This window comes from Bartonella doshiae NCTC 12862 = ATCC 700133 (genome assembly GCF_000278155.1).
Taxonomy (GTDB): domain Bacteria; phylum Pseudomonadota; class Alphaproteobacteria; order Rhizobiales; family Rhizobiaceae; genus Bartonella; species Bartonella doshiae.
The window spans coordinates 296,794-318,449 of record NZ_JH725095.1; the positions used below are offsets into that span (position 1 = coordinate 296,794).

General features: G+C 37.7%; 19 protein-coding genes, 1 tRNA gene and 3 pseudogenes. 6 read left to right on the plus strand and 17 right to left on the minus strand.

What is annotated here, in order from left to right:
* The first annotated feature begins 67 nt into the window (after positions 1-67).
* Positions 68-970, plus strand: coding sequence for a metallophosphoesterase family protein (locus MCS_RS04215; protein WP_004855982.1), 903 nt, complete (start codon positions 68-70; stop codon positions 968-970).
* A 153-nt stretch (positions 971-1,123) separates the two neighbouring features.
* Here MCS_RS04215 and MCS_RS04220 read toward each other — a convergent pair whose 3' ends face one another.
* Positions 1,124-2,032, minus strand: a complete 909-nt coding sequence (locus tag MCS_RS04220) for a cation diffusion facilitator family transporter (protein WP_024864182.1) — start codon at positions 2,030-2,032, stop codon at positions 1,124-1,126.
* A 1,296-nt stretch (positions 2,033-3,328) separates the two neighbouring features.
* Positions 3,329-4,561 carry a tRNA 2-thiouridine(34) synthase MnmA gene (mnmA, locus tag MCS_RS04225; RefSeq protein ID WP_004855986.1) on the minus strand — a complete coding sequence of 411 codons (1,233 nt, stop codon included), beginning with the start codon at positions 4,559-4,561 and terminating at the stop codon, positions 3,329-3,331.
* 345 nt (positions 4,562-4,906) lie between these two features.
* Between mnmA and sciP the strand changes: the two genes are divergently transcribed.
* Entirely contained in the window at positions 4,907-5,182 is a 276-nt protein-coding gene (gene sciP, locus MCS_RS04230) for a CtrA inhibitor SciP (RefSeq protein WP_004855987.1), read from the plus strand.
* Between the two features lie 115 nt (positions 5,183-5,297).
* On the opposite strand, the gene MCS_RS04235 is transcribed toward sciP, so the two are convergent.
* Complete coding sequence (locus tag MCS_RS04235) at positions 5,298-5,684, minus strand: hypothetical protein (RefSeq protein WP_004855990.1); 387 nt, start codon at positions 5,682-5,684, stop codon at positions 5,298-5,300.
* Positions 5,685-6,237: 553 nt separating this feature from the next.
* Between MCS_RS04235 and ctrA the strand changes: the two genes are divergently transcribed.
* Complete coding sequence (gene ctrA, locus MCS_RS04245; RefSeq protein WP_024864181.1) at positions 6,238-6,939, plus strand: response regulator transcription factor CtrA; 702 nt, start codon at positions 6,238-6,240, stop codon at positions 6,937-6,939.
* Between the two features lie 241 nt (positions 6,940-7,180).
* On the opposite strand, the gene chpT is transcribed toward ctrA, so the two are convergent.
* Positions 7,181-7,822 carry a histidine phosphotransferase ChpT gene (gene chpT / locus MCS_RS04250; protein WP_004855995.1) on the minus strand — a complete coding sequence of 214 codons (642 nt, stop codon included), beginning with the start codon at positions 7,820-7,822 and terminating at the stop codon, positions 7,181-7,183.
* Positions 7,823-8,034: 212 nt separating this feature from the next.
* Here chpT and MCS_RS04255 point away from each other — a divergent pair, with 212 nt between their 5' ends.
* Together MCS_RS04255 and MCS_RS04260 are read left to right on the plus strand one after the other, a co-directional pair.
* Complete coding sequence (locus tag MCS_RS04255; protein ID WP_004855996.1) at positions 8,035-8,631, plus strand: DUF1134 domain-containing protein; 597 nt, start codon at positions 8,035-8,037, stop codon at positions 8,629-8,631.
* Positions 8,632-8,653: 22 nt separating this feature from the next.
* Positions 8,654-9,310, plus strand: a complete 657-nt coding sequence (locus MCS_RS04260; protein WP_004855997.1) for a hypothetical protein — start codon at positions 8,654-8,656, stop codon at positions 9,308-9,310.
* A gap of 262 nt (positions 9,311-9,572) precedes the next feature.
* Here the strand turns inward: MCS_RS04260 and MCS_RS04265 are convergent, their stop codons facing one another.
* Both MCS_RS04265 and MCS_RS04270 read right to left on the minus strand, forming a co-directional pair.
* Positions 9,573-10,691: a DegT/DnrJ/EryC1/StrS family aminotransferase gene (locus MCS_RS04265; RefSeq protein WP_004855998.1), complete on the minus strand. Its 1,119-nt coding sequence runs from the start codon at positions 10,689-10,691 to the stop codon at positions 9,573-9,575.
* Between the two features lie 51 nt (positions 10,692-10,742).
* On the minus strand, positions 10,743-11,699 hold the full coding sequence (locus MCS_RS04270) for a Gfo/Idh/MocA family protein (protein WP_004856000.1): 957 nt from the start codon (positions 11,697-11,699) through the stop codon (positions 10,743-10,745).
* A gap of 174 nt (positions 11,700-11,873) precedes the next feature.
* Here MCS_RS04270 and MCS_RS04275 point away from each other — a divergent pair.
* Positions 11,874-11,950 (plus strand) — tRNA-Met (locus tag MCS_RS04275).
* Positions 11,951-12,137: 187 nt separating this feature from the next.
* On the opposite strand, the gene MCS_RS04280 is transcribed toward MCS_RS04275, so the two are convergent.
* The 11 genes and pseudogenes from MCS_RS04280 to MCS_RS04325 all read right to left on the minus strand — a co-directional run.
* Positions 12,138-12,956 (minus strand): DNA adenine methylase, encoded by an 819-nt coding sequence (locus MCS_RS04280; RefSeq protein ID WP_004856001.1) that lies wholly within the window; start codon positions 12,954-12,956, stop codon positions 12,138-12,140.
* 141 nt (positions 12,957-13,097) lie between these two features.
* A complete protein-coding gene (locus MCS_RS04285) occupies positions 13,098-14,087 on the minus strand; it encodes a phage late control D family protein (protein ID WP_024864180.1) in 990 nt (329 codons plus the stop codon).
* On the minus strand, positions 14,087-14,341 hold the full coding sequence (locus MCS_RS04290; RefSeq protein ID WP_004856004.1) for a tail protein X: 255 nt from the start codon (positions 14,339-14,341) through the stop codon (positions 14,087-14,089). Before MCS_RS04290 ends, MCS_RS04285 begins: the two co-directional genes overlap by 1 nt.
* Positions 14,338-14,538 (minus strand): annotated as a pseudogene (locus MCS_RS08670) (phage tail protein); the annotation flags it as partial. The pseudogene MCS_RS08670 and the gene MCS_RS04290, both read right to left, overlap by 4 nt.
* A 1-nt stretch (position 14,539) precedes the next feature.
* Positions 14,540-14,683 (minus strand): annotated as a pseudogene (locus MCS_RS08325) (phage tail tape measure protein); the annotation flags it as partial.
* A gap of 271 nt (positions 14,684-14,954) precedes the next feature.
* Positions 14,955-15,728 carry an ABC transporter ATP-binding protein gene (locus tag MCS_RS04300; RefSeq protein ID WP_004856008.1) on the minus strand — a complete coding sequence of 258 codons (774 nt, stop codon included), beginning with the start codon at positions 15,726-15,728 and terminating at the stop codon, positions 14,955-14,957.
* A complete protein-coding gene (locus tag MCS_RS04305; protein ID WP_004856009.1) occupies positions 15,715-16,599 on the minus strand; it encodes an ABC transporter ATP-binding protein in 885 nt (294 codons plus the stop codon). Before MCS_RS04305 ends, MCS_RS04300 begins: the two co-directional genes overlap by 14 nt.
* Positions 16,592-17,521 (minus strand): ABC transporter permease, encoded by a 930-nt coding sequence (locus MCS_RS04310; protein ID WP_004856010.1) that lies wholly within the window; start codon positions 17,519-17,521, stop codon positions 16,592-16,594. The genes MCS_RS04305 and MCS_RS04310 overlap by 8 nt, the downstream gene beginning before the upstream one ends.
* Before the next feature lie 2 nt (positions 17,522-17,523).
* The gene (locus MCS_RS04315) at positions 17,524-18,594 is read right to left on the minus strand and encodes an ABC transporter permease (protein WP_004856012.1); all 1,071 of its coding nucleotides are present in this window, start codon (positions 18,592-18,594) and stop codon (positions 17,524-17,526) included.
* 108 nt (positions 18,595-18,702) lie between these two features.
* Positions 18,703-20,313, minus strand: a complete 1,611-nt coding sequence (locus MCS_RS04320) for an ABC transporter substrate-binding protein (RefSeq protein WP_004856014.1) — start codon at positions 20,311-20,313, stop codon at positions 18,703-18,705.
* Between the two features lie 304 nt (positions 20,314-20,617).
* Positions 20,618-21,613, minus strand: a pseudogene (locus MCS_RS04325) (ABC transporter substrate-binding protein); the annotation flags it as partial.
* Between the last annotated feature and the right edge of the window lie 43 nt (positions 21,614-21,656).

The following is a 21,656-nucleotide window of genomic DNA, read 5'->3' on the forward strand; positions in this document are numbered from 1 at the left end:
TCTCTTGTCTCAAAATACACAGGCTTGTCTTATATTCTTTTTTATTGCCTAAATTGTTTTCAACGCTATGCTAACATCTATGTTTTATCTTGCTCATATATCAGATGTGCATCTTTCACCTCTGCCCCAACCTTCCTTATTTGAACTTTGTGGGAAGCGCCTTACTGGCTATCTTAATTGGCAAAGAAAACGGAAGAAGCAATTGGCAACAAATGTCTTAGAAACTTTAATGAATAGTTTGAAAAAGACAAACCCTGACCATCTCGTAATCTCTGGTGATCTTGTCAATCTTGCTCTCGATCAAGAATTTGAACAAGCACGTTGCTGGTTGCTCAACCAAGGACAGCCTCAAAATATTTCTTTAACCTTTGGCAATCATGATGCTTATGTGCGTGGAGCCTTTCAAAAGGCATGCATTCTCTTCAAACCTTGGATCGAAGGTGACCTCCCTAAAAAAAATGCCCTTTCCTTTCCTTATATACGTATTCGTGATAATATAGCCATTATAGGTGCTTCTTCTGCTATTGCGACACCGCCTTTTCAAGCGTCTGGCTATTTTGACAAAATGCAATCACAAATCTTGTCAGAACTTTTAAGTGAAGCTGCATCGCACAATCTTTTTCGCGTTGTCATAATACATCATCCTCCTTTTCATCATGCAACCTCTTGGCATAAAAAATTATGGAATATAGAGCGTTTTCTAAACGTGATCAAACGCCATGGTTGTGAACTTGTTCTACATGGGCATACCCATTTACCCACATTGAATACCGTTGAAGGAAAACGGGGGAAAACTCCCATTGTTGGAGTTGCTTCGGCATCACAAGCCTTTGGTGATAAAAAACCACCTGCAGGCTTTAACTTATTCGCTATTGAGCGTGCACATCATCAATGGCATTGTCAATTACAACGTTATAATATCATTAATCAAAAAAATGAAATTGCATGCACTGAAACAATCAATCTTTAAATATTTTATAAAAACAGTCGTCCCCAAAATGCAAAAGAAAAGCAAAATCAATAATAAACAACCATTGTATTTTTGATATGCGTGAATAGGCGTGATATCACTATCTTGAAATACAATGCTTTTCGGTACTTAAAATAGTTGAAAAAAATCTTTTTATATAAAAGGAATCATAGTTGTACCTGGTGGCAACTTCGCCTCATCTTCAGGCTCAACATGAATAGAAACACGCACATTATTAAATTCTTTTTGAAGAACATCTTCAATTTTATCACAAATCTGATGTGCTTCTCCTACCGACATTATAGCAGGTACAACTAAATGAAACTCTATAAAAGTAACTCTACCAGCAACACGTGTAAGCAAGTCGTGTACTTCAATTGCACCATGTGCATTTGCAGAAATAAGTTCACGAATCCGCATAGTTTCATTCAATTCAACACCGACATCCATTAATCCCTGAACAGCACTGTTAATTACCTTCCAACCTTGCAAAAGAATATTGATAGCAACTATTATTGCTAAAATTGGATCCAAAATACCCCATCCCCCCATAAAACCAGCTATCAGACCAATTAAAATCGCAAGTGAAGTAAAAACATCTGTGATGAAATGCACTCCATCAGCCTTAAGAGCCGGTGAACGATAGATCTTTCCCTGCCGCATAAGAAGCCAACCCCACATAAAATTTATAACACTTGCGATAAGATGAATAACAAGCCATATTCCAGGTTTTGGCAATAATTTAACGGTCGAAAGAGCCGCCCATGCTTCTCTTAAAATGACAATTGCCGCAATAATTATCAATATCCCTTCAAGAATAGCGGAAAAATACTCCACCTTATGATGTCCAAAAGGGTGATCATGATCTGCTGGCTTCATACTGATTTTAACAGCCCACCATGCGACCAATGCAGCAAGTATATTTACGATTGATTCCAATGTATCAGAATAAAGTGCAACAGAACCAGTGATATGATATGCCCAATATTTCAAAGAAAAAACGATACAAGCTACAAAAATAGAAAAGAGGGTTAATCTTTGTATATTGATTTTTATATTCATAACCCCATACCCTTTTCTTTCCTCAAGCAAAAGAACATTTTCAATCATATCATTGATATTTCTGATATAGCACCACTCTCAAAAAAGCGACAAAAATAATAAACAGGCCTCAGCTTCCATTATCATTTCCAGCAATCGTTATGTACTATAAAACGCAATGAATATAATAACATGGATATCACTCAAACAAAAAATGTCTAAGAAAAACCACTTAATTTTTTTATGCTCAAATAGGATACAATTACATACCATCTCCCAATATTTCTACAGTCATCAAACCAGTCAATATATCGATACCATCCTTACACACAGCACCAAAGACCTATTAGTATTGCGTTGCGCCTTTACTCCTCTATTGTAAAAATATTATTCGCTACAATAAAACACTTTCAGAAAAGGGAAAATACAAACTATTGTTCCTAAAAAAAAGAATCTGGGCATTGGGGACCCAGATTCTTTTCCCTTAAAAATAAGGGCATACAGGAAGCTTAGGAAATAGCGGGGACCTAAACCCCTGTTCCCGAGAAAACAATATGTCATACCGCACTCGGTACCTTTAACATATATCAATAGTTGTATTATGTCAATACAAATTCTACCACTGGTTTTAAAAATAATATAATTTTTTATCTCTTTCTTGAAAACAAAGCAAAGATTTAACATTCAACTATTTAGAAAAAATAACGTAGAATCCACGTATGCATTCGAATATCATAACACTCTATAAAAAAGTAATTTATACTTGAAATCTTATCACACTAGCCGTAAAAGAATTTTCTACGCAAAAACATCAATTCATCACTGATAGCGAAAAATATATTATTGGCATTGTGACACTCAAAAGAATTTTTTGCCTTTTTGTTGCAGATAGTAACGAAATATCTTCTTAAAATTCTGCAAGTTCTATATATAATTGTGTAATTTATAGTAATAACTCATCTTTTTATATATTAAAAAACTTCAATACAGTAAGATTATTTTATTTCAAATACTTTAATCCAGAATCATAAAAATTTTTTTACACATCATAGATGGAATGAACGTGTAAACAAAAATCGTTTAAACAAAAAATGAACGCATCCCTTATAATTTATTTAATATAAGAAAAAGTAGCGATATAAAGAGCTAAAAATAATGATGTAGGTTTATTACTACATAAACATAAAAATCGAAAGCATAAGCAACTTAATCTTCATTCCTTCAAAAATCTTGCAGCGAATATTTTACCAATCTTGATCAGCTGGGCGAAAGATGAAAACATTCTAATCTGTAAAAACTCCCATAAGCGTAATTCTTTTATTTATAAGAAGAAGTAGCTGTTTCAAGTTCTGAGGAAACAGAAGTTTTTGTTTCTAGATTGCACAAAATGCGTTTCAACATAACCTCCGTACCAGCAGCCCGTTCGGAATGGGTAACAAAACCTCCCCCAAGAATACGTGCTCCATCACCATTTCCATCATAGAGAACACAGGCTTGTCCTGGTGCCACACCATTTTCGTGTTCCAATAAATCAACAGAAAAATTCCCTTCTTTATAATGCAAGCGAGCAAGATGAGGAGGACGTGTTGAACGAACTTTTACAGCTACCTCAACACCCTCAGAGGGAAAATTATCCAAGTGTTCATCACCAAGCCAATTCACATCCCGTAAAAAAAGCTTATGTGTTTCCAACATTTCACGCGGACCGACAATAACACGTGCGTTTTCCACATCGAGATAAACCACGTAAAGCGCTTCACCAGTTGCAACACCAATACCACGACGCTGTCCAACAGTATAATTAACAATTCCCGAATGTTTTCCTAAAACCTGTCCATCAATATGCACAATAACTCCAGGATTAGCAGCTTCTGGACGCAGTTTTGTGATCACATCAGAATATTTCCCTTGTGGAACAAAACAAATATCCTGACTGTCGTGTTTATTGGCAACAACAAAGCCCATTTCTGCTGCTATTTCACGAACACGTGCTTTTGAAAGATCCCCTAATGGAAAACGCAAATAATCAATCTGTTCTTGTGTCGTTGCAAAAAGGAAATAGCTCTGATCACGATCAGCATCAAGAGGACGAAAGAGTGCCCGATGAGCACCGTGAAAACGACTACGAATATAATGGCCTGTTGCCAAAGCATCCGCGCCTAATTCACGTGCAGTTGCTAATAGATCAGCAAACTTGACAGTCTGATTACAGGCCACACATGGCACAGGCGTTTCTCCATGCGCATAACTTTCTGCAAAAGGATCAATTACAGCTTCACGAAAACGTTTTTCATAATCAAGCACATAATGAGGTATCCCCAATGTTTCTGCTACACGACGTGCATCTTCAATATCTTGTCCAGCACAACATGCTCCTACACGATGAGTTGCAGCACCATGATCATACAGTTGCAATGTAATTCCAACAACATCATAGCCCTCTTTTTTCAGAAGACCCGCAACAACAGATGAATCAACACCCCCCGACATTGCAACAACAATACGAGAATTTTCAGGCCGTCCTGGCAAGTCAAGACTATTCAAAAACATATATTCATTCTCTATTTAATCTACACCCATTGATTTTGGCTAATATTCTTATGCACACTATTCATGACCACTTTATATTGTTTTTTTATACTTTGCACAACCAATCGTGGCATCACTTTCTACGAAGAAACTGCAAACGCAAAAAGAATGGTGAAAATAAGGCATAATGAAAATCCTTTTAATTTAACAAAGATAAAAGTAGTATGATAGATTATTTAACATATTTTATGCCATATTTTTATATATCAGCTTTACTTTATTAACCTTTTATTTAATGCATTTAGCTTTTTTTTAAATTTCATGTTTTACAAACGAATCACGTCCTTGCCTAAATTAGAGAATAGAATGACTGATTTAACAAAAACACAAATGAAATATGTTATTGGGCCAGATGGAAGTCCACTCACAATCGCCGACCTACCACCAAAAACAACAAGGCGTTGGGTAATTCGCCGCAAAGCAGAAGTTGTTGCGGCTGTCAGAGGCGGATTGTTAAGCCTTGATGAAGCATGTCAACGCTATACTTTGACCGTTGAAGAATTTCTTTCATGGCAAAGTTTAATTGATGAACACGGCTTAGCGGGATTACGGACAACAAGAATTCAACGCTACAGGCATTAATAGCCATTGCAAAATGCTCTTAGTAAAACAGCCAAATTTTTTATGTGATTTGGCTGCTTTTTTGCTTTCAGTACATAATTGACTTAAAGAATCATTCTTTAAACTTCGACTTTTATTATCCAGTCATTGAGCTAGAATGAATCATAATATGACCATCGTTTACTACAGTTTCATTTTCCCGTGCCTCAAGAATTTGTATACGTTGCAATTCGGCATCGACCTCACGTAAAGCAATTTCAGCATTTGTTTTTTGAAGCTGTAAATCACGAATTGAGTTTGCAAGATTATCGCGCCTTTGCCGCATTGCACGAGCAAAAGCGGAATAAGCAAAATGATGAATATCACTGTTTCCAGATTTACGTTCTTCATTAATAATTTGTGCTTCCAGCTCTAATACCATTCGCTCAAATTCTGTGATCATCATCTCAAGCTGTGCAATCTCACGACGCTTCCCCCGCACTTGGAACATCTTCAATCGCACCATATTTTTACGTTGCTTCATACTCACTACTCCTTGATTGCGCCAATAAAACATGCGCATTCGCACACTTATACATATCTTTAGCTACTATTTTTTGACAAAAATAAACCACTGAAATTATCTTTTTCCCTTTCTTAAAGCATTTGCGGACATAACCTGCTTTAAGAACAATAACCATTTCTTTGCTTTTCATTTCCACTATAAAATAAAGATATTTAAAGCTCGGTAAATAAATACTAAAATTGTAAAAAAGGAATTTGAAAAAGTCTGTTACAAGATTTTTTCTAAAGTGAAAAATGAGTAAAAAAGCATTGTATTTTTCATCAAGTGGAAAAACATGCGAGTTTTCTAAAATAATTTTGTTAACCTCTTTCAAAAATAAAAATATTTTGTTAACCACTATCATAGATAGTGGGGGATTCAGTGGTGATTGTTGCGCGTACTACTGAAATGTTCATAAGCACTTTTGCTATAAGTGTTTAGTTTCATGAATTGTTTTTTATCAGCAGTGGTTCGATCTGCTTATAAAAAGGAGCTCCATTTGATTCAAGAGGAGCAAAGTGAGGGATCTAAAATGCGCGTATTATTAATTGAAGATGATAAGGCAATGACTCAAAGCATTGAGTTAATGCTAAAGTCAGAGAATTTTAATGTTTATATCACTGATCTAGGTGAAGAAGGAGTCGATTTAGGGAAGCTTTATGATTATGATATCATTTTGCTGGATTTAAATCTTCCTGACATGTCAGGCTATGATGTCCTACGGACCCTAAGATTAGCAAAAATCAAAACTCCGGTCCTTATTCTTTCCGGAATGGGTGCCGTTGAAGACAAAGTACGTGGTTTTGGCTTTGGTGCTGATGATTATATGACAAAGCCTTTCCATAAGGATGAATTAATCGCACGTATTCACGCGGTTGTTCGTCGCTCTAAAGGCCATGCACAATCAATCATTGTTACCGGAGATCTCACCGTTAACCTTGATGCAAAAACAGTTGAAGTTGCTGGTCATCCTGTCCATTTGACTGGAAAAGAATATCAGATGCTAGAACTTCTATCTCTACGCAAAGGCACTACACTCACCAAGGAAATGTTTCTCAATCATCTCTACGGTGGTATGGATGAACCAGAACTAAAAATTATTGATGTTTTTATCTGTAAACTGCGGAAAAAATTAGAAGCAATATCTTCTAACGTAAACTACATTGACACAGTTTGGGGACGTGGTTACGTATTGCGTGATCCAGTTGAAGAGAACATACGTAAAACCGCTTAAGCAATAAAAATGCATATTATAAAATCAATGCACATTATAAAATCTCGGAATATAGCGGGCCGAGATTTTTTTTGTTACCATAAAAGGAGTTCCCCAAAAAATCTCTTTTATAGATAAGAGTGTTATAGTTTAAGAGGCCTCAATATTACTGTTTTGTGATATACTATCGCCACATGCGGGGAAAACTTACCTTACAAGCATAATCAAATTATCTTTTTTCGATATGGCTTAAACAGCTTTATTAAAGATTCTTTGTACTTTCTAAAATAATACGATTATCAGCTTCATTTATAATATTTATTTTCATATCTTCCATTTCAGCAAGTAACATTGTGTAATAAAATTGAATGACATGGGCATCAATAGGTTCTTCTTGAATTTCTCCATTATATAAAGCAATAAAATGAGGAGGAATACGCAGAGTTTTACCGCAAATCTCAAATTGAAAAGAACGTCTGCCCTCTTCTTGTGAAATCATAACAATGATTTCACCACCACGAGACACTGTTGCGTTTGCAATCAATAACAAATTAAGCAAAAGTTTCACTTCATTTTTTGGCAAAATAAAAGCAGGAGCTTGCCATTTTAAAGTTGCTTTTTCCTCTTTCATATATTGTTGAGCAACCTGCTCAGCATTAGACGTATCTATTTGCGCCCCACTGGCTCCTGCAAAGCCAAAAGCCAATCGGGCAAACTGTAGACGCGCAGAAGCACTTGCAACAGACCAGCGCACCAATTGCAGCGCATCTTCATCAGCCCCTCCCTCGTCATAAAGCTCCATTGCATTTTGAATAGCACCAATAGGAGAAATCAAATCATGGCAAATACGACTACAAAGTAAAGCAGCAAGATCAATAGACTTCAAAGAAACAGCTAATGTCATAATGACTGAAAACTCCTAAATTGAAAAACAAAATTCATTCTAAAGCAAAACTCTTAACATCCAATGCATACTTAACAAAAACATTATTTTTTTAGAAATAAATTAAAGAATTTCAATAACCTTTCAATAACCTTACGACTTATTTTTTATTTCAATCACATGAAAAACCTAATATGATCCTCTTTATGTGTAACTCTAAAAGGAAAAACTCCATGGCTCTCTCTCTTCTGGTGCGTTGGTACAAAAGTATCATAACTTTAATCTTCCTTTTATTTATAACAGTAAGCGCTGCTCATGCTCAGTATCAACCAATGGATCAACACGAACCTCATTATTCATTACAGGAAATCATTGATTCTGGTCATACTTTTTTCGGGAAAACTGCCAGCGGTGTAGCAATAGCAATTAAAAATATTTTTTCGCGATATGGTCATCCAAATGCCTATATTTTAGGGGAAGAAGCTTCTGGCGCCTTTTTTGCAGGATTAACCTATGGTGAAGGGCAAATTTTTACCAAAAGCTATGGTCAGCGTAAAGTTTTCTGGCAAGGTCCCTCTGTGGGATGGGATTTAGGTGGTCAAGGCTCCCGTTTAATGATCCTAGTTTATGATCTCAATAACGTAAATAATTTATGGGGACGCTATGGCGGTATTTCAGGATCGGCCTATTTAATTGCAGGTATTGGTTTTCACGTACTCAAACGCGATAATGTCTTGTTAATTCCAATACGAACAGGAATTGGAGCACGTCTTGGCATTAACATAGGATATTTAAAATTAACATCCAAACCAACATGGAACCCATTTTAAATAGTTACAGAAAAGGGGAATTATGCTTATCCAATCATTGCTTTTTTTTATTCTTGGAGTTGCCTCTACTTCTTGGTTGCTGGTACTTTTTTCTCCCCTTATTTGGCGCAGAGCCCTTCACCTTGCACAGAAGTTTGTTTCTGCACAAATTCCATTATCGCATATTGAAATACAAGCAAACTACGATTTTCTCTGTGCCCAACATGCAGTGGAATTAGTGCGCAACGAACAAAAATATAAATCTTTGCAAAAAAAATACGCCCAACAGAAAATGCAATTAGGCCAAGCAACGGAACAGCTTTATCGCTTACTTCTTCCCACACAATCAGCCTCTTCTTCCCATGAAAAAGAAACAATAGAAAAAAAACAAAATACTCTTACAAAAAATACTTTTATTATGGAAATCAAAACTATGCGTAAAAAAATTGCACACTATCAGCAACGTTTAAAAGAGATTCAAAGTAATGAGCTTGATAGCGCTGCTAATCAACAACTTATAGATAAGCTACGTGAAGAAACAAAAGAACTCGCAGCAACATTAGCTGCTCAAATAGCACTCCAAGAGGGTGAAACATCTCCCATCAATACATTGATCCAAAATTCTAAAGACGATAACGATCTTGCATCCTGTATTCGCCAAAAAATAGCTAACAGCAAAAAAACAACACCCTCTCGGTAGAGATCTTTACACTAACTCAGCATGAATATCTTAATCAACCGCATTTATGTTGACTGAATTTTACATAATACAACACTTTATTATCATATGGAGAAAAGAAAACTAAGATATGATCTCTTTATATAAACATTACTCTACAACAAACAACCTCGTACAATTTTTACTTTCTTTTTAAGAACAATCTCTCAAAATACCTTCAAAATCTTATTCCAACATTGTGCGCCATTATAGCTAAAAGCTTTCTCAAAATAAAAGCATTCTCTTAAGAATGATAAAAATCTCTTATTTTCTGGATAATCGTATTCTGATCACTTTGCGTCAAATAAGGATGCATTGGTAAACTTAAAACACTGTTTCCTAAAGACTCAGAGACAGAAAGAGAATCTTTAACATAAGAAAAGTGCTTATAAGCAGGCTGTTGATGTAATGGAGTTTTGTAATAAATCATCGTAGGAATAGAGTTTTTCTGTAAATAATCCTTTAATTTATCACGTTCTTCCACCTTAATGGTATATTGTGCATAGGAACAACGAATATTCTCTCTCATTTCTGGAACTATTATAATATCTTTCAGACCATCAAAATAACGTTGAGCAATCGCCACACGCTTTTCCATCTCCTCTTCAAAGATAACAAGTTTTTCTAACAAAATTGCAGCTTGAAGAGTATCGAGACGCGAATTCATACCGATCCGCACATTGTCATATTGTGTTTCACCTTTCCCATGAAACAGGATAGAACGCAAAAGCTTTGCCAAATCATCATCATTGGTCATCATGGCGCCACCATCGCCATAACACCCCAATGGTTTTGCGGGATAAAAACTTGTTGCAGCCACATTGCCAAAAGCTCCGCACATAGTATTACCGCTTCTTCCCCCCATCGATTGCGCAGCATCTTCGATAACGAAAAGATTTTCCTCTCGCGCTACTCGAGCAATTTGCGCATAATCAGCAGGAAGCCCAAATAAATCAACAGGAATAATTGCCTTTGCTTTAAGACGCCCCTCTTTTTTAATCATTTTGATTGCTTCACAAAGTTTTTCAACATCAATATTGAATGTATCGGGCAAAACATCAACAAAAACAGGTTCAGCCCCCACCAACGCAACAACCTCAGCAGTTGCAGAAAAAGTGAAGCTAGGACAAAAAACAGCATCACCTAGACCAATATTTTTAGCCATGAGGGGCATCTTCAAAGCATCAGTTCCATTGGCACACGCAACCACATGTTTCACGCCAAGATAATTTGCCAATCGCTCTTCAAACTCTGTTACTTCCGGCCCCAAAATATATTGACCACTCGCGACCACACGTGCAATTGCAGAATTAATTTTATCTTCAATACGTGCACGCTGCATTTTAAGGTCGATGAATTGCATATTAACTCCATTAATCATCACAATAATGCAAAAATACTACTTAAATCTATTTTATCCATGATAATTGATATGAGCAGCAGTTAAAATCCGTAGAACAGCAACCGCTTCCTTACCACCTGTACGGGGTAATCCACGTGTCTCAATACAATGAAGAAAATGCTGTAATTCATTAGTAAGTGGCAGCTCTTCACAGATATTTATATAATCTGGTTCGTCAGAATTAAAAGCCCATTCTTTATTTTCTTTCCAAACAGAAAAACGATGCAACGCTAATTTGCGGCTCCACGGTTCCATATCATCAAAAACAAGCATAGCATTTGTACCAACAACTGTTAAACGCCTTTCACGATAATGACTAAGACGTGAAGCAAAAAGATGACTCTTTACACCATTTGGAAATACCATATGAACATGTGCAAAATCAGAAAGTTTATCAACTACAGTGGCCCCCTCTCCGCGAACTTCAGAAGGTTCACAACCTGTCAAAGCCAAAATCATTGAGAGATCATGAGGAGCAAGATCCCACAAAGCATCGCTTTGTGTATGAAATTTTCCGAAGCCTAATCGATGAGAATAAATATAACGCACATCCCCCAATTCTCCCTTTGCTACCAATTCACACATTTTCTCAAAAGCAGGGTGAAATCGCAAAATATGTCCCACCATAAAAATACGTCCATGTTCACCAGCAGCCTGCACTTGACGTTCAGCATCAGAAATATTCAAGGCTATTGGTTTTTCAACTAAGACATCTTTACCATTTTTAACAGCACGCAGAACATTTTCTGTATGAAATTGCGGAGGCAATGCCAATACCAATGCATCAATATCTTTATGAGTAAAAAGATCGTCAGGCGCAATAACATTAACACCATACATGTTTGCAAAGCTTGCAGCACGATCAGCATCAACATCAGAAACTGCTGCTAAAACTCCAAAACTCTGGAGTGTTCGTATATGATTTTTACCCCAATAACCGCAGCCTAAAACCGCTACACGTAGCGTCATTTTTATGCCTTACCTTATTAATTATGTGAATAACTATACTTCTCTATATTCCATATCGAGGATAAAATAGAATGACAAGAGAAAAGCTTAAAAACGATGCTTGACATCTTACTATTCTACCTCTTATATCCGCAGAAGATGAGAGAGGATGAGTTGTAATCGTATTTTTATTTTGGCGGAGTAGCTCAGTAGGTTAGAGCAGAGGAATCATAATCCTTGTGTCGGGGGTTCGAATCCCTCCTCCGCTACCATTACTGTAGCTTGTCATCGGGTTTTGTTGTTGTAGCTTTGTAGCTTGCCAGCAGGTTTTGTATATTTTGACACTAGGTTTTGTACCAATTTATTTTTTTCAAAAGATTTTTAAGGGGTTCTCAAAGGGTCTTCAAAGGTCTTTCAAAGGTTATTTAAAGACCCTTTAATGCATCTTTTCTCTTCATCCTAAAAGTCGCAATTTGAGATGATGAGCTCTCGAGCCGCAGTCGGATTATTTGAACCACATGTATAGGATGTATTCACCTCTTTTATCTTAAATTGGCTAAAGGTTTTTCGGATCTCAGGCACATCATTGAGAGAGAGAAGAAACTTCCCCTTTAATTGTGCAAGCAGTGTGGACATCGTCTGATAATTCTCCCGCTTAAACAAATCCTTTCCGTAGTAATCCTCAACACCAAAATAAGGCGGATCAAGGTAAAACAAAGTGGTCGGCCGGTCATAGCGCCTGATAAACTCAGACCAGTCTAAATGTTCAATGGTCACACCCGCTAAGCGGCGGTATATAAGCTTTAATAAGCCTTCAAGTTTGAAACTGTTAAACCGTGCACCACGATTAGGATCAACGCCAAATGTTCGTTTAGCCACCTGCCCAGCAAAACTCAACCGCTGGAGATATAAAAACCGCAAAGCCCGCTCTAAATCTGTCAGGGTCTTTGGATCTTGTAGAGCGAAACGCTGAAACGTCTCACGGCTGCTTATCTGGAACTCCAACAGATCCATAAAAGGGTGATAATGGCGTTGCAACACCCGAAAAAAATTCACCACATCACCTGAGCGGTCATTGATGACTTCATATAAGGGAATCAATTTCCTCCTGAAGAATATTCCCCCCATTCCAACAAAAGGCTCAGCATAAGTGCGATGGGGAATGCCTTCAATGATTTTGATAATGGTTTTTGCCAACTTGATTTTGCCACCAACATAAGCAGCAGCTGGTTCCGTAGGATCAACAGATTTTAATGTTTCTTTACAAAGTGTATCCATAATTTTTTAACACTCTTTCATCTATATTAGCCATCTTCTCATTGCTTTAAGTGATAAGAAGTGGCTGCGATGTTGTGTTATCTTGCATCGGACGGGTTTGTCGCTAAACTATCCCCGTTGGCTGGGCAACCAGCCCAGCCTCTATTCTTTGTTGCTTTCTTTTCCCTTGTTTGGAGCTTCGAGGCTGATTTCTGTTGTGTAACCGCTTTGTTTTTCATAGCAGTGGGTGACAGTGGAAGCTTTCCATGGACCATTGATTTCGCTACGAAACCCTTGCAATAAAAGAGGCTGGTCGGCCATGATTTCTGGTCGCCCCGCAAGGGTCAAAGAACCACTGCCCACAGCACGACAAAGTCGGTCTGATTCTGAGACCGCCGCTGCTAGCGCCTCTTCCTTGCTGGTGTAACAAGTGCGCAGACGCCGCACGGGACCGCTAAAACCTGTCTGATGCTTGACTTGGCATTGCTGCCCTTTTGAGCGATCAAAATAAGAAACTTCAATGGTGCCATATTGCGTACGTGGCTCGAGGGTAAATTCCCAGCTGGAACAGTCATGTTTATGAATGTCGAGGGCTGGTAAATTCTCTCCGCTTAAAAATAAAAACTTATTGTCCTTGATCAAAAAACGCGCCCGCATGCGGTCGGCAAGGCGGGTTAAAAAATCAACAGCCGATTGATCTGTACGAATCACATAAGGCAAAGGTTGTTTGCTAAACTGTGGACTGACCTTTGCTTGATAACCATGGCGTTTGGCTAAGGTTTCAACAATCTCACCAACAGTTTTGTGATCAAAATGCTCACTCGCCTGTTCTTTGAGCTCTTGACGCATCGAGGCGCTTTTGCCACAAAGCCGCAAAATCTCTCCATCACGGCTACCTGAACTTACAACCGACTCCACAACAAAACGCCCCATAAAAGCACTGATGCTGTTCTCATAGCCAAAGAGAACCTGCAGCGCGCTGTTGCTCTGTGGAACTTCTAAATCATTGCCACTATCGTCAAATTCTGCTTCAAATGTATCGGCTTCATTACCGGCATGGTCCGTAATGGTTGCGGTTAAAAGACGCTGGTAAAAAACCTCATGAACAGGTTTGTCTCCCACCTTGACCACAATAAAGGGGTGTGTACGCATTAATCCCATAACCGCTTCACCATGCCTTTAGGATTAGACAACACAAATTCAGGCAAAATGATCTTCAAGCCCCGCGGCAAAAGTACACCATATTTGGCTATCTCTGGATTGGCTTTCAGTGTGGCTTCACAATAACCGTTCAGTGCCCCAACTTGAGAACGATTTCCTAAAACAGCCATGACATGGTGAAAGCAGATGAGGTCTAAGCTCATATCCTCTAACTCTACAATAACGTGCTTTTCTGGTATCTTCATTGCATATACCCTCGGGGTTTGCCCCCATCGAAAAAGGGTAAAAGACTGATGGAATAGCGGATGCACTGTGATTGACCAGAGCGGCTGATATAGTCGTGGTCTTTACTGATACTGGTGATCACCACGGGTCCATGGAGAATAACACTATAGGTCGTATCATTGACCCAACGAAGCATCTGGACCGGCTTTGCTCTTCGATTTGAACTTTTGCCAATGTTCAGACAAATCAAAAGCGGCAGTGATAATGTTTTTCCAATGCGTAATGGTGGTGGTATCGGCACCAAAAAAGCGCATGACGGCTTCAAAGGCACGACCAAAAGCGTGTGCTATTCCCCGTGCAAAATCAAAAGGGTAGCGCAATGTGCTATCCTTTTATGTGATAAAATCTGTTTTCTTACAAAGAATCGCTTTCTCTTTTAAGAATAAAAACAGTGCAACAATATCAAAAAAAAAATCATATACTTTATAAGGAACTTGTATGTTTATAATGGGTTACATCTAATAAGATTAAAATATTATAACTAAAAAATTCTCTCAGAAAACTTATAGTGACAAAATCCTACAATATAAGGATAAAAATACCTTTTCTCTTATATAAAACCTATCACGCTCTTTATTCCCTATGAACAATCGGCTCAATACTTGCTTCAAAAAACATCTTTGTATAATCATGCTGTGCACGTAAATTACGCAAATCATCATTGCTAAGTTCTTCTAAAATAATTCCTTTATGCATAATGCCAACACGTTCACAGATGTGTGCAACAACAGCAAGATCGTGGGATACCATCAAATAAGTGAGCTTTTTTTCCTCTCGTAACGACTTCAACAAATTTAAAATTTCAGCTTGTACCGACACATCCAATGCAGATGTAGGTTCATCAAGTAACAAAACCTCTGGCTCTATAATTAAGGCACGTGCAAGAGCAATACGCTGACGTTGTCCTCCAGATAACTCATGCGGATAACGATAAAGAAATGAAGAATCTAAACCAACGGAATTTAAAGCATCATGCACTCGCTCTTTTTGATTATCCATACCATGAATTTTGAGAGATTCAAAAAGGACAGTATGAACCATTTTTCTCGGATGAAGTGAAGCATAAGGATCTTGAAAAACCATTTGAATACGACGTAGAAAATTCTTATTTCTTGTTTGTGCCACTTCTTTTCCATCAAAAATGACCCGCCCACTATAATCTGAAATAAGCCCAACCAATGTATTCAAAATAGTTGATTTTCCACATCCTGATTCACCAATCAAACCATAAGCTTCACCACGTTTAATATGAAAGTTGACATTTTTAACAACTGTCACTGCCTTTTGCCTATCCCCAAAGGTGACAGATAAATTAGAAACATCAAGTATATTCTCATAATTGATCATGGGAAATTCCTTTAACACCATTCACAATCGTAGAATCATGTAACCAATCAGGATCACGCTCAGGAACAGCCAAAACATCAACAGAATTATCAAGCCGTGGCAAACTAGCCAGAAGAGCCTTAGTATAAGGATGACAAGCATGCGACAAATCAGATGCTGGCAATTCTTCTAATATACGACCAGCATACATAACCAAAACACGATCACAAAAATCAGAAATCATATTCAAATCATGACTAATAAAAATAAGCCCCGTTCCAGACTTAGTCACGAGCTCATCCAACACTGTTAAAACTTGGCGTCTTACTGTAATATCAAGCGCAGATGTTGGCTCATCGGCAATAATTAAATCAGGTTTAGGAATGAGCATCATCGCAATCATTACACGCTGCCCCATACCTCCTGAGATTTCATGAGGAAATAACCGCATCACATGCTCAGGATTACGAATATGTACAGATTCCAACATAGAAATTGTCTTTTCCCGCGCCTCCACCTTTGAAACACGATAATGAATACGGTAAGCTTCCATAACTTGATCACCAATCCGCACCAATGGATTAAGTGAATATTTCGGATCTTGCAAAATCATCGAAATACGTCTTCCTCGAATGGTGCGCATTTGAGATTCAGGTGCTGCCAACAAATCTATACCACTGAAGCGCATTTTCTGGGCTGTAACGATTGCTGATCTCGGATTCAATTTTAAAATCGCCCGCCCAGTCATTGATTTTCCAGACCCAGACTCTCCAACTATTCCGATTTTTTCTTTTCCTACAGAAAAACTAATACCACGCACAGCCTCTGAAATCCCACGCGGTGTAGGAAAAGAAACACATAAATCTTTTATCTCTAATAATTTTTTATCCATTACGCGGGTCCAATATATCACGAAGCCCATCACCTAAAAGGTTAAAACCAAGGCTTGTAAATAATATTGCACAACCTGGTATTGCTGCTAACCACCAACTTGTCATCATAAATTCACGACCGGTTGAAAGCATGACACCCCATTCAGGAGTTGGTGGTTGAGCACCTAGACCTAAAAAACCAAGACCAGCAGCTGTCAAAATAATTGCAGACATATTTAATGTTAACCAGACAATCACAGAAGGAATGCACATCGGCATGATATGTAATAAAATAATACGCCAAGCAGATGCTCCTTGTAAATAAACTGCTGAAACATAGTCAAAAGATCGTATTGTCAAAGTTTCAGCACGCGCTAAACGTGCTATCGGCGGCCACGCTGCAATTGAAATTGCAATTGCAGCATTTTCAATACCTGGTCCTAAAGCTGCTGAAAAAGTAAGTGCTAAAATTAAACTGGGAAACGCAAGGAAAATATCAACAATACGCATACAAACAGTATCAACCCATCCCCCAACATAACCAGAAACAGTCCCAACAATAAGCCCTATCGGCCCAACAATCACTGTAGTTAAAAAAACGATATAAAGAGTGATACGCGCTCCAAAAATTAAGCGACTAAAGATATCACGCCCTAATTCATCCGTTCCAAAGTAATGCATTATAGATGGTGGCTGCAATCGATGAGCAAGATCATTACTGACAACGTCATGCGTAGCAATCCAAGGGGCAAAAATTGCACATAAAACAACAATAAAAATAATAGCTATGCCCAATAAGGCAGAAAGATTACGAGAAAACCTGACCAATTTGTGATAAATTTTTTGTATATTTGCCTGCGTTACTGACTGTGGAACAGATCCACTTAACCAATGTCTCAAAAAAGACACCGAATGCGGTTTATTGTGATGAGTCGTTGTCATATTCAACGTGTCCTTGGGTCAAAAATGCGATAAAGTAAATCAGAAAATAGATTAATAGCAACAAAGAAGCATCCCACAAGCAGCGTACACCCTACAACCGCGTTCATATCTCCTGCCAAAAGCGCATTGGTCAAATAGCGACCAAAGCCTGGCCAAGCAAAAACTGTCTCCGTCAACACAGCACCTTCTAATAAAAAGGCATAAGAAAGTGCAACCACAGTAATAATCTGAACAAGCGCATTACGAAAAGCATGGCCCCAAACTGTTCTTGCCCACGACAATCCTTTAACGCGCGCAGTAATGATATATTCCTGATTCAACTGTTCAATCATAAACCCACGAGTCATACGACTAATATAAGCCATCGCACCGAAAGCAAGGATTAAAGCTGGCATGATGATATGGCTAAAAACATTACCAAATGCTTCCCATTGCCCTTGCGTAGCGGTATCCCAAAGAAAAAAGCCTGTTTTTGGTTCAAAGGAATATTCATATATAAAATCAATACGCCCTGGACCGCCAATCCAACTAAGCTTAGCGTAAAATACAAATAGTGCCATCAATCCAAGCCAAAAGGTTGGCGTTGAATAACTCAGCAGTGTAAAAATACGAACAAAATAATCAATAAATGAATTGCGATACATCGCTGCAAAAACACCAAATGGAATACCAAAACTCGTACCGATAAGAATAGCAACTGTCGCAAGCTCTAACGTCGCAGGAAATACACGTGCAATATCCTCTAAAACAGAGCGCCCAGAAGTCAAAGCATCACCAAAGTCAAGCATAAAAATATGTTTAACATAACTACCATATTGGACAATTAATGGCTGATCAAAGCCCAATTTATGGTACATTATATCATAAGCTTCCTGACTAACATTATCACCAAGAATGGCAAGAATGGGATCTAATGGAAGAATACGACCAATAAAAAAAGTAATCGTTACCAAACCAAGCAACGTCATAAAAACTGAAATAAGTAGCTTTAATCCATTGAAAAAAAAATCCCATAACAGATTTTTCTGCTTCTGTGATACTGCACTTTCAACTTCCGAAATTGGTGAAATCATTACCTCCCCTTCCATAGCGACAAAACATAAAGCTAACTCCTTGATTTATATAATCAGATATTCCCTTATCGGGCATTATATACAACCTTTATCGTAACAAGATTGCATCTATTTTTCCGTTTCATTGTAGTAAAGCCTAAAACTATTCCAAACCCATTTTTTCACCTCTGGTCTCATACCAACGGTGTAATATGTCTGAAATAAGTAAGCCATAGGACCATGATCAAGCATATAATACTGTAAATCCCGATACAATGCGAGACGCTTATTCTGATCTTTTTCAAACCAAGCATCCATCACCATTTTATTGACCTTTTTATCATAATAACCAGCTCGTAAAGCCAAATACATACCAGGCTTTTGAGTAAAGGTTGGATCAGGATTAAAAGCACTATGTAAGGAAGAAGGATGCCCATCAGGATCAGAAGATCCCCAACTCATAATAGCCATATCATAATGTCCACTACGAACACGACTTAACAATTGAGCCTGGGCCATTTTTTCAATTGTCAGTTCAATTCCAATTTTACGCGCATTTTCTTGAATAGATTGAGCAACAGAGGACATATAGGAAAGACTACCAATTAAAAGGTTAGCTTTAAAGCCACTCGAATAACCTGCCTCAGTTATCAGCTGTTTTGCCTTTTGCAAATTCAAACTAAACGGCATTCCTTCTTTCTCATCCAAAGCGCCGGGGATACCCAAAGGCATATAACTTGCACGAGGAACTGCGATACCCTTTAAAACCGTTTTTCCAAGAGTGTCATAATCAACGAGATAACGCAAAGCCAACCTAACTTTTTCATGGGATAAGGCTGTATTTCTATTATTTAACGACAAATAAACAGATTGCGGCCGCAAAATACGGACAATTTTTATAGGCCCCCCCTTTTTTTCAATATCTAAAATATCTTCGGAAGAGAGATCTCGCGCTATATCTACATCACCTTTTTCTAAAAGCAATCTCTGACTTGCAGATTCAGTCACATGAAGCACTACAATCTTTTCAGTTTTTGGAGTATCTCCCCAATAATGTTGGGTTGCTTGGAGTACAACCCGCTCTCCCGGTATCCAACGAGCTAATTTATAAGGACCAACACAAGCCGAATGCGACGTTAAATATTTATTCCCCATATCGCCATTAATACTATTTTTCTCAAGGAGTTGCCTATCAAGTATAGCGGATGCATACGATTGTGCGATCACAGTTAAAATCAAAGGGATAGGATAAGGTTTATCTAATTTCAATTGTAAAGTTGTATCATCAAGAGCTTGAATGCCAGTTTCAACATTATCTTTCGTAAAGCCATAATTTACCAAAGATTGAGCATAACTCAGCCCTAATTTAACAATCCGTTGCATTGACCATGCAAGATCTTGTGCTGTCGCCTTTCTTCCATCCTCAAATTTTAAATCATGACGAAGATGAAAAACAATTTTTTTTCCATCATCCAAAACATCCCAAGACTGAGCCATAGCAGGACGGACTTTTGTAGGATCATTCTGGTCATACTGTACCAACGCACTACAAATATTGGTCAATAATTCACTTGTCACTGTTTCAAGTGCTTGTGCTGGATCAAAACTGCTAATTGAATCAATATTCCATGCCAACACCAACGTATTTTGGGATGGGACAGCCAAAGCCAATGAAGCACTCAAATAACTAACCGCTCCCAACAAAATACAAAATTTCTTAAGTATTTTTTTTTCTTTCATCTTATCCTTTTCCTATAGCGAATCTGAAAAAATGCTTTTTCAAATTCAAAAATTATAAATTACTTAATAAATCTTAGCAAAAGACTTTGAAACATCACTCTAATACAACCCAACAACCTGTATACTGTCAAATTGATAAAATACAGAAAAAACTTTCTTCTGAACAAGCAATACGCTCACACGGGCAATATCTCAACTCAAAGCCCTCAATTCCACATTGCTGAAACCAATGATGGGTAGAGGAATTTCCTATCCTCTACCTCACAACCTTTTCTTTATTTACTTCACATTGTTCATTATATACTTATTTTTCAATAGCTTTATAAAAAATACGTGGAGAGCTATTCCAAACCCATTTTTTAATATCAGGTGTTAAGGCAACAACACTATATTTCTGAAAGATAAAAGCATAAGGTCCTTTTTGCATAAGTTCGCGCTGCAAATCAGCATACATTTGAGCCCGTTTCTGAGAATCTTTTTGAAACAATGCATCTTCAACCTTTTGATTCAAATTTAAATCTAAATATCCATAATGCCAACTAGGATAGGCTGTATTTTTAGCCTCAAACCGATTATCAGGATTGTACACAAGACGTGAAGCCATTGTATGAGGATCAGTAGAGTCATTATTCCATCCAACAAAAATAGTATCAAAAGCACGTGCATAAAGTTTTGAAAACAACTGTGTTCCTGCTAAACGCTCAATTTTAAGACGCACACCAACCTTGACTGCATTATCTTGGATAGATTGAGCAATTGGCAAAGCGTAAGGAGATGTTCCAACCAAAAAATTCGCCTCAAATCCATCGGGATAACCGGCCTCAGTTAAAAGCTGCTTTGCTTTTTGAAGATCAAGTTTAAAAGGTTGCCCTTCTTTTTCAGCTAAAGCACCAAAATTACCAAGAGGAATAAAGCTTGCACGTGGAATACCTATTTCTTTAAGCACTGTCTTTCCAAGACCTTCATAATCAATAAGATAGCGCATTGCCAAACGCACTTTTTCATTGGCAAATATAGAATTTGTCATATTGAAACCCCAAAACATCATGGATGGCTCCAACACTTTTTCAACCTTAATATCTGTTGTGGCTTGAAGATCTGCTAAGTCCTCAGGTTTTAAATCACGTGCAATATCAATATCGTGTTTTTGCAACAATAAACGTTGTGTTCCTGGTTCCGCGACATGGCGGATTAAAATCTTCTTAAGTTTAGGTGTTTCCCCCCAATAATGGGAACTTGCACGTAATAAAATGGATTCTCCAGAACGCCAACGACTTAACTGATAAGGACCAACACAAGCAGTCTGTTACTAACCATTTTTTTTTCTTTGATCCCATACTGAG